Origin of the sequence: Micromonospora sp. NPDC047187 (assembly GCF_040643355.1) — a bacterium.
In the GTDB taxonomy this organism is placed as follows: domain Bacteria; phylum Actinomycetota; class Actinomycetes; order Mycobacteriales; family Micromonosporaceae; genus Micromonospora; species Micromonospora salmantinae.
The window spans coordinates 22,754-36,008 of record NZ_JBEYUF010000024.1; the positions used below are offsets into that span (position 1 = coordinate 22,754).

Sequence of the window (13,255 nt, forward strand, 5' to 3'; positions counted from 1 at the left end):
CCGCCTCCGAGAGGACCCCGATGGCAACCAGCACCACCGCGCCGGACGCCGACCAGCGCGAACCCCGGGCCGGGTCGCCGGCCCGGGAGCCGGCCCGCCGGCCCCGCGGCCCCCGCCGCTCGCTCCTGCCGTACCTGCTGCTCGCACCGGCCGTCGTGCTGGAACTCGCCATCCACGTGATCCCGATGGTTGTCGGGGTTTGGATGAGCCTGCTGGAGCTGACCCAGTTCCACATCCGCGACTGGTCCACCGCGCCCTTCATCGGGCTGGAGAACTACCGGGCGACGCTCGACCTGAACAGCGCCGCCGGCAAGGAACTGCTGCACTCGTTCTGGATCACCCTGGCCTACAGCCTGCTCTCGGTCGGGTTCGCCTGGCTGCTCGGCATCTCGGCGGCGGTCGTCCTGCAACGGCCGTTCCGTGGACGGGCGATCCTGCGGGCGCTGTTCCTCACCCCGTACGCGCTGCCGGTATACGCCGCCGTGATCACCTGGAGCTTCCTGCTGCAACGCGACACCGGCCTGGTCAACCACGTGCTCGTGGACCAGCTCGGGCTGATGAACGAACGGCCGTTCTGGCTGATCGGCGACAACAGCTTCTGGTCGCTGCTGGTGGTGTCGGTCTGGCGCAACTGGCCGTTCGCGTTCCTGTGCCTGATGGCCGGGCTGCAGAACGTGCCCGGTGAGCTGTACGAGGCCGCCGCCATCGACGGCGCCGGGTTCTGGCGCCGGCTGCGCTCGGTCACCCTGCCGATGTTGCGGCCGGTCAACCTGGTGCTGCTGCTGGTGCTGTTCCTGTGGACGTTCAACGACTTCAACACCCCGTTCGTGCTGTTCGGCGGTTCCGCGCCGGAGCAGGCCGACCTGATCTCCATCCACATCTACCGCAGCTCCTTCAAGACCTGGGACTTCGGCTCCGGGTCGGCGATGTCGGTGGCGCTGCTGCTGTTCCTGCTGGTCGTCTCGGCCGCGTACCTGCTGATCACCAACCGTCGGAGGGACGATCATGCGTGAGACCGCCGGTGAACGCTGGGGCCGGCGCATCGTGCTGACCCTGCTCACCCTCTTCGTCGTCATCCCGCTCTACGTCATGGTCACCTCGGCGGCGAAGCCGTTGCAGGACGTGCAGAACGGCTTCACCTGGTGGCCCAGCCGGCCCACCCTGCAACCGTTCATCGACATGTGGAGCACCGTGCCGCTGGCCCGGTACCTGGTGAACAGCCTGGTGGTGTCCAGCATCGCGGCGATCTGCTCGGTGGCGGTGGCGATCTTCGCCGCGTTCGCGGTCAGCCGGTACCGGTTCCGCGGTCGGGGCGTCTTCTCGGTGACGGTGCTGTCCACGCAGATGTTCCCCGGCATCCTGTTCCTGCTGCCGCTGTTCCTCATCTACGTCAACCTGGGCAACGCCACCGGCATCGAGCTGTACGCCAGCCGCACCGGCCTGGTCATCACGTACCTGACCTTCTCGCTGCCGTTCTCGATCTGGATGCTGGTCGGCTACTTCGACTCGATCCCCCGAGGTCTGGACGAGGCGGCGCAGGTCGACGGCGCAGGGCCGCTGCGCACCCTGTTCCAGGTCATCCTGCCGGCCGCCGTGCCCGGCGTCGTCGCGGTCACCGTGTACGCGTTCATGACCGCGTGGGGTGAGGTGCTCTTCGCCTCGGTGATGACCGACGAGGGCAGCCGCACCCTGGCCGTCGGCCTGCAGGGCTACTCCACCCAGTTCAACGTCTACTGGAACCAGATCATGGCCGCCTCGCTGGTGGTCAGCATCCCGGTCGTCGTCGGGTTCCTGGCCCTGCAGCGCTACTTCGTCGCCGGCCTCACCGCCGGCGCGGTCAAGTGAGTCATCCAACCCCAGAGGAGAACCGACCCGTGCCCGACCTGTCCAAGCTGCCACCCGACTTCCTCTGGGGTGTCGCCACGGCGGCGTACCAGATCGAGGGGGCCGTCGACGTCGACGGCCGGGCGCCGTCCATCTGGGACACCTTCTCGGCGACCCCCGGCGCTGTCGACAACGGCGACACCGGCGCGGTGGCGTGCGACCACTACCACCGGTGGCCGGAGGACCTGGCGCTGGCGCGCCGACTCGGCGTGGACGCGTACCGTTTCTCGGTGGCCTGGCCCCGCGTCATGCCCGACGGCGTCGGGCGGGTCAACGCCGCCGGGCTGGACTTCTACGATCGGCTCGTCGACACGTTGCTCACCGACGGGATCCGACCGTTCGTCACGCTCTACCACTGGGACCTGCCGCAGGTCCTTCAGGACCGGGGTGGTTGGCCGGAGCGCAGCACCGCCGAGGCGTTCGCCGACTACGCGGCGGTGGTGGCCGCCCGCCTCGGTGACCGGGTCGCCGACTGGTGCACTGTCAACGAGCCGCTCTGCGTGTGCTGGATCGGGCACCTGGAGGGCACCATGGCCCCCGGCGAGCGGGACCTCACCCGGGCGGTGCACGCCTCGCACCACGTGCTGCTCGGGCACGGCCTGGCCACCCAGGCGATCCGCGCCAACGCCGCCCGGCCGGCCTCGGTGGGCCTGGTGGTCAACCTCAGCCCGATCGAGGCGGCGACCGACCGACCCGAGGACGTCGCGGCGGCCCGCCGGGCCGACGGGCACGTCAACAGGTGGTGGCTGGACCCGATCCACGGGCGCGGCTACCCGGCCGACATGATTGCCACCTACGGGGTCGAGCCGCCGGTACGCGGCGACGACCTGGCGGTGATCGCCACGCCGACGGACTTCCTCGGGGTGAACTACTACTTCCGTCAGCTGGTGGTCGACGACCCGACCGGCGCGGCCCCGTACACCCGGCAGGTGCCGGTGCCCGGCTCGGTGGAGACCGCGATGGGCTGGGAGATGTACCCGGCGGGCCTGGAGCGGCTGCTCGTCGACGTGCACGAGGAGTACCGGCCGGGACGGATCATCGTCACCGAGAGTGGCTCGGCGTGGCCGGACGAGGTCACCCCGGACGGCACGGTGGAGGACAAGGAACGCACCGACCACCTGGAGCAGCACCTGGCCGCGTGCGCGTCGGCGGTGGCCCGAGGGGTTCCCCTGGACGGCTACTTCGTCTGGTCACTGCTGGACAACTTCGAGTGGGCGTACGGCTACGACAAGCGTTTCGGGCTGGTGCACGTGGACTACACCACCCAGCGCCGGACGGTGAAGGCGAGCGGTCTGCGCTACGCCGAGCTGATCCGTGCCCACCAGCGGCTCGCCCGCACCACCGGCACCGCGACGCCGGTGGCCTGAACGGGGGCGGTGCGAGCGGCCGCCCGGGGTGTCAACCTCGGGCGGCCGTTCCCGTCCGGATCGGATGAAACCGCCACCAACCGCGCTGCCGAGTGGCTAGCCTGCGGCAATGTCCGCAGCACCCGACGAGGTCGAGCAGGCCGATCCCAAGGGGCGAGTGTCCGCCACCGACCGGATGACGGCCTTCAGCGACGGCGTCTTCGCCATCGTCATCACGCTGCTGGTCATCGAGCTGCGGGTGCCCGAATACCACGAGGGCGAACTGCTCACCGGCCTGCTCGGCGAGGGCGCCTCCTATCTGGCCTTCGTGGTGTCCTTCGTCTACATCGGGGTGCTCTGGCTCAACCACCACGCGCTGCTGCGGCTGATCCGTGGCACCACGCTCACGCTGAGCTGGATCAACCTCGGTGTGCTCTTCGGCGCGGTGATCATCCCCTTTCCCACAGCGGTGCTGGCGTCCGCGTTCACCCACGGCGACACCGACGACCAACGCGCGGCCGTCGCCCTGTACGCGCTGGCCGCGGCCCTGATGTCGGCCCCCTGGCTGGTGTTCTTCGGCTACCTGCACCGCCACCCGGCGCTGCTGGAGCGTCGGGTCGACCCCGAGTACGTGCGTACGCAGCGGCTGCGACCGGTCACCGGCCTGATCCTGTACGGGCTCAGCGGGCTGCTCGGCTGGTTCGTCAGCCCGCTGCTGGGACTGATCGGTGTCATCGTCATGATCACCTATCACGCGGTCACCAGCGAAGGGCTCCCCCGCTGGCTGAGCCGCCGCTGAGCGAACGGAGCCGGAGCAGGTCGGCCGGGGTGTCCACGTCGGCCGGGGACCCGACGTCGTCACAGGGCACCTCGACCACCAGGTCCGGCCGGTCGCGCATCAGGTCGCGGGCGCCCCGGTCGCCGACGGCGTACCCGCTCAGCAGCGGCCAGGTGCGTCGAGCCAGCAGGATCGGGTGCCCGCGCCTGCCGGCGTAGGTGGCGACAGCTACGACCGCGCCGTCGGCGTACGCCGTGCGCACCCGGCGCACCGCGATCGGGCTGAGCAGCGGCTGGTCGACGAGGACCACGACGGCGGCCGGTACGTCGGCCGGCAGCGAGGCCAGGCCCCGCAGCAGCGACGAGCCCAGCCCGTCGGACCAGCGATCGTGCCGGACCGGCACCGCGCCGGGCAGGTCGGGCATCTCGTCGGCGCCCGCGCCGAGCACCACGTGCACGGGTGCGCAGCCGCCGTCGCCGAGCAGCCGGATCGCGCGCCGCACAAACGGCTCGCCGTCCAGCTCGACCAGCGCCTTCGGCCGGCCGTAGCGCCGCCCGGCGCCGGCGGCGAGCAGCAGTCCGGCGGTCACCGTCGTCACCTCCCGCACGAGGGGCTTTGCGTTATTCGCCCTGAGATATACCGACAAAGCTAGTCTGGGCCGGTGCAGGGCGGACCGGAGAACGCGACGACGATCGACGAGCGCCACTCGTCCCGGGTGACGGTCGAGGTCAACGGCGCGTCCCGCGAGGTGACCCTGGACAACCGCACCACCCTGCTCGACGCGCTGCGCGAGCACCTCGACCTGACCGGGGCGAAGAAGGGCTGCGACCACGGCCAGTGCGGCTCCTGCACGGTGCTGCTCGACGGCCGGCGGGTGAAGAGCTGCCTGGTCTTCGCGGTCACCGTGGACGGCCGGTCGGTGGTGACCGTCGAAGGGCTGGCCGGCCCGGACGAGCTGTCCCCGTTGCAGGCCGCCTTCATCGCGCACGACGCTTTCCAGTGCGGCTACTGCACCCCCGGGCAGCTCTGCTCCGCCCGCGGCATGCTCGACGAGGTCTCCCGAGGTTGGCCCAGCGCGGTCACCGGCGACCTGAACACGCCCGCGAAGCTGACCGACGCGGAGATCCGCGAGCGGATGGCCGGCAACCTGTGCCGCTGCGCCGCGTACCCGCACATCGTCGCGGCCGTGCGCCAGACGGCGGCGTCCTCGTGAAGGCGTTCCGCTACCACCGGCCCGCCGACGTGGCCGAGGCGGTCGCGGTGCTCGCGGCCGAACCGCAGGCCGCCTACCTCGGCGGCGGAACCAACCTGGTGGACCTCATGAAGCTCGGGGTGCAACGCCCCGACGTGCTGGTGGACGTGACCCGGCTTCCACTCGACACCGTCGAGGAGCTGCCCGACGGTGGGCTGCGGATCGGCGCGACAGTCCGCAACAGCGACCTGGCGGCCCACCCGGTGGTACGCCGCGACTACCCGGTGCTGGCCCGCGCCCTGCTCGCCGCCGCCTCCGGACAACTGCGCAACATGGCCACCACCGGCGGCAACCTGTTGCAGCGCACCCGCTGCGTCTACTTCCAGGACACCGGCAAGGCGTGCAACAAACGAGAGCCGGGCAGCGGTTGCGCCGCTCTGCACGGCCAGAACCGCGACCTGGCGGTGCTGGACTGGTCCGAGCAGTGCGTGGCCACCCACCCGTCCGACCTGGCCGTCGCGCTGGCCGCCCTCGACACAGTGGTGGAGGTGCATGACGCCGACGGCCCCCGTGACGTCCGGATCGCCGACCTCTACCGCTCCCCCGGCACCCACCCGGAACGGGAGACCACCCTGGCCCGGGGCGCGCTGATCACCGCCGTGCGGCTACCGCCCCTACCGGCCGCGCGCCGCTCGACGTACCTCAAGGTGCGCGACCGGGCCTCGTTCGCCTTCGCCGCCGGCTCGGTGGCCGCGGTGCTGGACCTCGACGGGGACGTGGTCCGCGACGTGCGGCTGGCGTACGGGGCGGTGGCGCACCGGCCGTGGCGGGCGTACCGGGCCGAGGAGGAGCTGCGCGGTCGTCCGTTCAGCCCGGAGCTGGCGGCACGGGCCGCCGACGCGGAGCTGGCCGAGGCGCGCCCGTTGCGGCACAACGGCTTCAAGGTGCCACTGACCCGGGCCATCACCGTGCGGGCGCTCACCGAACTGGCGTCGTCGTGAGCACCGGGGCGGTCGGACGGGCGTACCCCCGGCTGGAGGGCGCGGCGAAGGTCACCGGCGCGGCCCGGTACGCGGTGGAGTACCCGGTGGACGGGGTCACCTATGGCTGGGCGGTGCCGTCGGCGGTGGTGCGGGGCCGGATCACCCGGATCGACACGGCGGAGGCGTTGGCGTCGCCCGGTGTGCTGGCCGTGGTGCACCACGGCAACGCGCCCCGGATGGCACCCGGCCCGCAGCCGGAGCTGCGGCTGTTGCAGGAGCCGACTGTGCACTACCGGGGGCAGTACGTCGCCGTGGTGGTGGCAACCAGCCTGGAGGCGGCCCGCGAGGGCGCCCGACTGGTCCGCATCGACTACGACACCGGCCCGCACAGCACAGTGCTCACCGACGACCATCCCGGCCTCTACAAGCCGGACCAGGTCAACCCCAGCTATCCGACGGACACCGCCGAGGGCGACTTCGACGCCGGGTACGCGGCCGCCCCGGTGCGGGTGGACGTCACCTACCGCACGCCGGCGTACCACAACAACCCGATGGAACCGCACGCCACCACGGCGCAGTGGCACGACGGGCGGCTCCTGGTGCACGACTCCACCCAGGGCGCCACGCCGGTGCGCGCCACCCTCGCCGAGCTGTTCGAGCTGCCGCCGGAGTCGATCCGCGTCGTCGCCGAGCACGTCGGCGGCGGCTTCGGCAGCAAGGGGTACGCCAAGGCGTCGGTGGTGCTGGCCGCCCTCGCCGCCCGGCACATGGACCGCCCGGTCAAACTGGCGCTGACCCGCCAGCAACTGTTCGGGCCGGTCGGCTACCGCACCCCCACCATCCAGCGGGTCCGCCTCGCCGCCGACACCGACGGCCGGCTCACCGCCATCTGCCACGACGCGATCAGCCAGACCTCCACCATCCGGGAGTTCGCCGAGCAGACCGCCGTCTACACCCGCAGCATGTACGCCGCACCGCACCGCCGCACCACGCACCGGCTGGTCCGCCTCGACGTGCCCACGCCGTTCTGGATGCGTGCCCCCGGCGAGTGCCCCGGCGCGTACGCCCTGGAGTCCGCGGTGGACGAGCTGGCCATCGCCGTCGGCCTGGACCCGGTCGAGCTGCGCATCCGCAACGACACCGCTGTCGACCCCGACCAGGGACGCCCGTTCACCAGCCGCAACCTGGTGGCCTGCCTGCGCGAGGGCGCCCAGCGGTTCGGCTGGGCCGGCCGTGACCCGTCGCCCCGGTCCCGACGCGACGGGCGCTGGCTGATCGGGACCGGAGTGGCCGGTTCGAGCTACCCGGCCCGGGCCCGGCCGTCCACGGCGACGGCCACCGCCCGGCCCGACGGGAGCTTCCTGGTCCAGATCAACGCCACCGACATCGGCACCGGCGCCCGGACGGCGATCTGGCAGGTGGCCGCCGATGCCCTCGGGGTGCCGCCGGAGCGGGTGGAGATCCGCATCGGGGACAGCGCGCTGCCGACGGCGGCGCTGGCCGGCGGCTCGATGGGGACCGCCAGCTGGAGCTGGGCGGTGATACGGGCCGCGCAGGCGCTGCGCGAGAAGCTGCGCGACGGCGGGCCGCCGACCGGCGAGGTCACCGCCGAGGCGGACACCACCGAGGAGGTGGGAGGGCAGCCCGCGCTGCCCCGGTACGCGTACGGGGCGCAGTTCGTCGAGGTGCGGGTCGACGCGGACACCGGCGAGGTGCGGCTGAACCGGATGCTCGGGGTGTTCGCGGCGGGGCGGGTGGTGAACCCGACGACGGCGCGCAGCCAGCTCATCGGCGGCATGACGATGGGGCTGTCGATGGCGCTGCACGAGGAGGGGCTGCTCGACGAGCGGTACGGCGACTGGGTCAACCACGACCTGGCCACCTACCACATCACCGGCTGCGCGGATGTGGAGTCCATCGAGGCGTACTGGCTGGACGAGCGCGACGACGAGTTGAACCCGGCCGGGGTGAAGGGCATCGGCGAGATCGGCATCGTCGGCGCCGCCGCGGCGGTCGCCAACGCTGTGCACCACGCGACGGGCGTACGGATCCGGGAGCTACCGATCCGGCTGGACAAGCTCATCGGAATATCAGACTTGGCTTAAATAAGCCGTCAGTGATACAACTGTCGTCGTGCACGCCTTCGACGTGCTGGGCGATCCGGTCCGGCGCCGCATCCTGGAACTGCTCGCCGGTGGCGAGCAGACCGCCGGCGCGGTCAGCGCGGTCATCCGCGAGGAGTTCGGCATCTCCCAGCCCGCCGTGTCCCAGCACCTCAAGGTGCTGCGCGACAACGGCTTCGCCACCGTGCGGCCGGAGGGCACCCGGCGGCTCTACGCCGTCGACCCACGCCCACTGCGCGAGGTCGACGGCTGGCTGGAGCACTTCCGCCGATTCTGGGCCCCACCCCTGGCGGCACTCGCCACCGAGCTGGCCCGGGGCCGACGCGAGCGTCGGCTGCGCGGGCCCGCCGACCCACCCGATGAGAGGAACACCTGATGTTCGACGCCACCGAGCAGATCAACGCCGTCCAGCGGAAGGTCGGCAGCCGCACCCTGGAAGCCGGTGAGGCGCGGGTCACCACGATCAGCCAGACCTACCAGGCGACGGCCGAGGATCTGTGGGACGCCTGCACCAGCGCCGAGCGCATCCCGCGCTGGTTCCTGCCGATCTCCGGCGACCTGCGGCTGGGCGGCACGTACCAACTCCAGGGCAACGCCCACGGCACCGTCGAGAGCTGCGAACCGCCGCACCGCTTCACCGCCACCTGGGAAATGGGCGGCGAGGTGAGCTGGATCGAGGTGCGGGTCACCCCGGTCGGCGACGAGCGGGCCCGCCTCGACCTGGACCACATCGCGCACGTCGACCAGGACCGGTGGGCCCAGTTCGGGCCGGGCGCGGTCGGTGTCGGCTGGGACCTCGGGCTGCTCGGCCTCGCCTCGCACCTGGCCGGCGACGGCAGCGGGATCACCCCGGAACAGGGCGCCGAGTGGACCGCCTCCGCCGAGGGACGACGGGCCATCGAGTTGAGCAGCCAGCTGTGGTGCGAAGCGAGCATCGCCGCCGGCACCGACGCCGACGAGGCGAAGGCCGCCGCCGAACGCACCACCGCCTTCTACACCGGCGACCCGGCCGCCTGAGCGCGGGACGAGGCGGCGGCGCGGGAGGCTTGCGGCGGCGCGACGGGCTGGGCACGGGACGAGGCGGCGGCGCGGCGGGCTGAGCGCGGATCGGAGTAACGTGCTGCGGCATGACCGGCACGCCGTACACGCACTGCTCCTACTGCGGCGCCGCCTACCCGCCGGCCGCCGGATGGCCGCGAGTCTGCGCGGTCTGCGGCGAGACCATCTGGCGCAACCCGCTGCCGGTGGCGGTCGCGGTGCTGCCGGTCCGCACCGCCGAGGGGCTGGGAGTGGTGGTGGTCCGCCGGGACATCGAACCGGCCCGCGGCCTGCTCGCGCTGCCCGGCGGCTTCATCGAGTACGGCGAGGAGTGGTCCGACGCACTCGTACGGGAGCTGCGGGAGGAGACCGGCCTGATCGCGGCGGCCGAGGACGCCCGCCTGTTCGCGGTGCACGGGGCGCCAGCGGGCGGCACGATGATGGTCTTCGGAGTGCTGCCCGAGCGGGCGGCCGAGGACCTGCCACCCTCGGCGCCGACCGAGGAGGCGACCGAGTGGCTGGTGCTCACCGACCCGGTCGAGCTGGCGTTCTCCACCCACACCCAGGTACTGGCCGATTTCCTCACCCCCACCCACCAGGTCTGACCCGCGCCCCACCCTCGCGATCTTGCACTTACTGTCCCGACACAAGCGGCTTATCACGCATATCGACGACCGAAACTGCAAGATCGGCGCGGCGGACGCGCGGAACTTCAGTCCGGTGCGCCCTCGGTGATCGGTAGGAGGACCCGGAAGGTGGTTCGTCCCGGCTCGGTCTCGACCCGGATGTCGCCGTGGTGTTTGTGCACCACGATCCGGTACGAGATGTCCAGCCCCAGACCGGTGCCCGCGCCGACCGGCTTGGTGGTGAAGAACGGCTCGAAGATCCGCGGACGCACCTCCGGCGGGATACCCGGCCCGGTGTCGGTGATCTCCACCGTCAGCTGGTCGCCGACCCGTCCCGTGCGGACGGTCAGCACACCCTTCTCCCCCATCGCGCCCAACGCGTTGTCGATCAGGTTGGTCCACACCTGGTTCAGCTCGGCCGCGTACGCCGGCACCGGTGGGAGGTCCCGGTCGTACTCCCGGACCAGCTTGACCTCGGCGGGGATCTTGCCCTTGAACATCACCAGCGTGGCGTCGAGCAGGTCGTGCACATCCACCACCCGGTGCGGGGCGCGGTCCAGCTGCGAGTACTGCTTGGCGGCGCCCACGAGCCCGGAGATCCGGGTGACCGCGTCGCCGATCTCGCGCATCAGCAGCTCGGTGTCGACGGTGTAGGTGAGCCAACGCACCGCCGCCTCCAGGTCCGCGGCGCCGACCGCGGCCTTGACCTGCGCCAGCCAGGCCGCGTCGAGCCCACCGCCGACCAGGATCGGCGCCAGGTCCCAGGCCCCGCCGACGCCATGGTCCTGCAGCCAGTCGGTCAGGGTGTCCTCGGCGTCGGCGGTGGCCATCGGGGTCAACTTCGGCGCGCTGGCCACCCGGGCGACCGCCTCCTCCTGCAGGGCGACCAGGCCATGCAGGGCGCTGCCGTCGAGCCGCCCGTCGGCGATCATGGCGAGCTTGTGCCGCATCCCGGCGACCCGGTCCCGCAGAACCGACGTGGCCCGCACCGCCGCCGCGGCCGGATTGTTCAGCTCGTGGGTCAACCCCGCCGAGAGCGAACCGAGGGCCAGCAACCGCTCCCGCTCACCGACGATGGCCTGACTGTCCCGCATCCCGAAGAACAGCCCCTCCAACAGGTGCATGGGCATCGGGAACCAGGACCGCAGGGCGTACGCGAAGTCCTCCGCCGGCAGCACGAAGAACTCCGCGTCGGTCACCGCCCGCAGGCTGTTGCGGTAGATCTGCTCGACCTGGTCACCCAGGTACGCCTGAGTGGCCCCGCCGTACACCCCGCGCTGGTCGGTTCGGCTGACCTCGACGTCGTCGCCGCGCACCAGGCGACTCAACGCCACCGCCCCGCGCACCAGCACGAAGAAGCAGGTAGCGGGCTCACCCTCGCCGTACACGAGGGTGCCGCCGGCGCGCTGCTCGACCCGGCCGTGCTCGGCCAGCCAGTCGAGCTGCCCGTCGTCGAGCGCCTCGAACAGGAACAGAGTGCGCAACTGCGCAGATGTCAGCCGATCAGACTCGGTGGTCACTGGGCCTCCTTCGCTCGCGACTGCGGGGCTCGCAAACCCGGCTCACTCCTCGCGCTCACTGGGCCTCCTTCGCTCGCGACTGCGGGGCTCGCAAACCCGGCTCACTGGGCCTCCAGGTAGCGGTGCACCAGCGACACCGCCATCGCACCCTCGCCGACGGCCGAGGCGACCCGCTTGACCGACTCGGCCCGCACGTCCCCGGCGGCGAACACGCCCGGCACGCTGGTCTCCAGGTGGTACGGGTCGCGCGACAACGACCAGCCGGCCGGCCGCCGCCCCCCGGCGAGCAGATCCGGACCGGTCACGATGAAACCACGGTCGTCGCGGACCAGCACCCCGTCCAGCCAGTCGGTGCGGGGCTCCGCGCCGATGAAGATGAACAGCCAGGAGGTGTCGACCGAACGGGCCTCCCCGGTACGGGTGTCGCACAGGGTGAGCCGTTGCAGGTGGTCCTCCCCCGCCCCGCCGACCACTGCGGTGTGCGGGTGCACGGTGATCCGGTCGATCCGTTCCAGCTGGTCGATCAGGTAACGCGACATGGAGGCGGTCAGGTCCGCACCGCGGATGAGCAGGTGCACCCTCGACGCGTACCGGGAGAAGTGGACCGCCGCCTGGCCGGCGGAGTTGGCCCCGCCGACGATGTAGACGTCCTGCTCGACGCAGCTCGGCGCCTCGGTGGCGGCGGCGCCGTAGAACACCCCCCGCCCGGTGAAGTCGGCCAAACCAGGAGCGTCGAGCACCCGGTACGACACGCCGGTGGCCAGCACCACCGTGTGCGCGGCGATCTCGGTGCCGTCGCCGAAGCGCAGCAGTCGGGCACCGCCGGCCTCGCTGAGACCGACCACCTCCCGGGCGCTGAGCAGCTCGGCGCCGAACTTGACCGCCTGCCGCCGGGCCCGATCGGTCAACTGCGCGCCGGAGACACCGTCCGGGAAGCCCAGGTAGTTCTCGATGCGGCTGCTCTGCCCGGCCTGACCGCCGGTCGCCCGTCGCTCCACGAGCACGGTGCGCAGCCCTTCCGACGCGCCGTACACGGCCGAACCGAGACCGGCGGGGCCGCCACCGATCACCACCAGGTCGTAGAAGTCACACGCCGGCACCACCGTCAACCCGGCCAGCGCGGCCAGCTCGGCCTCGCTCGGGGCGACCAACGCCTTGCCCTCCGGCGTCACCACCAGCGGCACGTCCGCCTCGGTGGCCCCGGCCGCGTCGAGCAGCCGGACGCCCTCCGGGTCGTCGGACAGCAGCCACCGGTACGGCACCAGGTTGCGGGCCAGGAAGTCGCGGACCTTGAACGACGGCGCCGACCAGCGGTGCCCGACGACCCGGATCTCCGCGCTGGCCGCGTCCGGGGTGAGCGCCCACGCCTCCAGCAGCCCGTCGACCACCGGGTACAGCTTCTCCTCCGGCGGGTGCCAGGGCTTGAGCAGGTAGTGGTCCAGGTCGACCACGTTGATGGCCTCGATCGCGGCGTCGGTGTCCGCGTACGCGGTGAGCAGCACCCGGCGGGCCGCCGGGAAGATGTCCATGGCCGCTTCCAGGAACTCGACACCGGTCATCTCCGGCATCCGGTGGTCGGCCAGCAGCAGCGCCACCTGTTCGCCGCGCAGTTTGACCTCGCGTAGCGCGTCCAGCGCCTCCGGCCCGGAGGACGCCCGCAACACCCGGTAGCGGTCGCCGTAGCGGCGCCGGATGTCCCGGGCCACCGCCCGGGACACCACGGGGTCGTCGTCGACGGTCAGGATCACCGGGTTCGCCATGGCGC

At 72.0% G+C, this 13,255-nt stretch carries 13 protein-coding genes; 10 read left to right on the forward strand and 3 right to left on the reverse strand.

Going from position 1 to position 13,255, the window contains the following annotated elements:
- Positions 1-20: 20 nt before the first annotated feature.
- The 4 genes from ABZ794_RS27675 to ABZ794_RS27690 all read left to right on the forward strand — a co-directional run bounded on the left by ABZ794_RS27675 (position 21) and on the right by ABZ794_RS27690 (position 4,029).
- Positions 21-1,013 (forward strand): sugar ABC transporter permease, encoded by a 993-nt coding sequence (locus ABZ794_RS27675; RefSeq protein WP_210782308.1) that lies wholly within the window; start codon positions 21-23, stop codon positions 1,011-1,013.
- A complete protein-coding gene (locus ABZ794_RS27680) occupies positions 1,006-1,845 on the forward strand; it encodes a carbohydrate ABC transporter permease (RefSeq protein ID WP_210782306.1) in 840 nt (279 codons plus the stop codon). The genes ABZ794_RS27675 and ABZ794_RS27680 overlap by 8 nt, the downstream gene beginning before the upstream one ends.
- A 29-nt stretch (positions 1,846-1,874) precedes the next feature.
- A complete protein-coding gene (locus ABZ794_RS27685; protein WP_238688768.1) occupies positions 1,875-3,251 on the forward strand; it encodes a GH1 family beta-glucosidase in 1,377 nt (458 codons plus the stop codon).
- A 109-nt stretch (positions 3,252-3,360) separates the two neighbouring features.
- On the forward strand, positions 3,361-4,029 hold the full coding sequence (locus ABZ794_RS27690) for a TMEM175 family protein (RefSeq protein ID WP_210782302.1): 669 nt from the start codon (positions 3,361-3,363) through the stop codon (positions 4,027-4,029).
- On the opposite strand, the gene ABZ794_RS27695 is transcribed toward ABZ794_RS27690, so the two are convergent.
- Positions 3,989-4,597 carry a nucleotidyltransferase family protein gene (locus ABZ794_RS27695; protein ID WP_238688767.1) on the reverse strand — a complete coding sequence of 203 codons (609 nt, stop codon included), beginning with the start codon at positions 4,595-4,597 and terminating at the stop codon, positions 3,989-3,991. The two genes, ABZ794_RS27690 and ABZ794_RS27695, sit on opposite strands and share 41 nt — an antisense overlap.
- 126 nt (positions 4,598-4,723) lie before the next feature.
- Between ABZ794_RS27695 and ABZ794_RS27700 the strand changes: the two genes are divergently transcribed.
- From ABZ794_RS27700 to ABZ794_RS27725, 6 genes are all read left to right on the forward strand, one after another.
- Entirely contained in the window at positions 4,724-5,221 is a 498-nt protein-coding gene (locus ABZ794_RS27700; RefSeq protein WP_210782386.1) for a 2Fe-2S iron-sulfur cluster-binding protein, read from the forward strand.
- Complete coding sequence (locus tag ABZ794_RS27705; protein ID WP_238688766.1) at positions 5,218-6,201, forward strand: xanthine dehydrogenase family protein subunit M; 984 nt, start codon at positions 5,218-5,220, stop codon at positions 6,199-6,201. Before ABZ794_RS27700 ends, ABZ794_RS27705 begins: the two co-directional genes overlap by 4 nt.
- A complete protein-coding gene (locus ABZ794_RS27710; protein WP_357518289.1) occupies positions 6,198-8,288 on the forward strand; it encodes a xanthine dehydrogenase family protein molybdopterin-binding subunit in 2,091 nt (696 codons plus the stop codon). The genes ABZ794_RS27705 and ABZ794_RS27710 overlap by 4 nt, the downstream gene beginning before the upstream one ends.
- A 28-nt stretch (positions 8,289-8,316) precedes the next feature.
- A complete protein-coding gene (locus tag ABZ794_RS27715; RefSeq protein ID WP_210782296.1) occupies positions 8,317-8,682 on the forward strand; it encodes a metalloregulator ArsR/SmtB family transcription factor in 366 nt (121 codons plus the stop codon).
- Positions 8,682-9,323: an SRPBCC family protein gene (locus ABZ794_RS27720; RefSeq protein WP_210782294.1), complete on the forward strand. Its 642-nt coding sequence runs from the start codon at positions 8,682-8,684 to the stop codon at positions 9,321-9,323. Before ABZ794_RS27715 ends, ABZ794_RS27720 begins: the two co-directional genes overlap by 1 nt.
- A gap of 110 nt (positions 9,324-9,433) precedes the next feature.
- Positions 9,434-9,949, forward strand: coding sequence for an NUDIX domain-containing protein (locus ABZ794_RS27725; protein WP_238688764.1), 516 nt, complete (start codon positions 9,434-9,436; stop codon positions 9,947-9,949).
- A gap of 107 nt (positions 9,950-10,056) precedes the next feature.
- On the opposite strand, the gene ABZ794_RS27730 is transcribed toward ABZ794_RS27725, so the two are convergent.
- Positions 10,057-11,490 carry an ATP-binding protein gene (locus ABZ794_RS27730; RefSeq protein WP_357518292.1) on the reverse strand — a complete coding sequence of 478 codons (1,434 nt, stop codon included), beginning with the start codon at positions 11,488-11,490 and terminating at the stop codon, positions 10,057-10,059.
- A gap of 101 nt (positions 11,491-11,591) precedes the next feature.
- Positions 11,592-13,250, reverse strand: a complete 1,659-nt coding sequence (locus ABZ794_RS27735; RefSeq protein WP_238688762.1) for an FAD-dependent oxidoreductase — start codon at positions 13,248-13,250, stop codon at positions 11,592-11,594.
- Positions 13,251-13,255 lie beyond the last annotated feature (5 nt).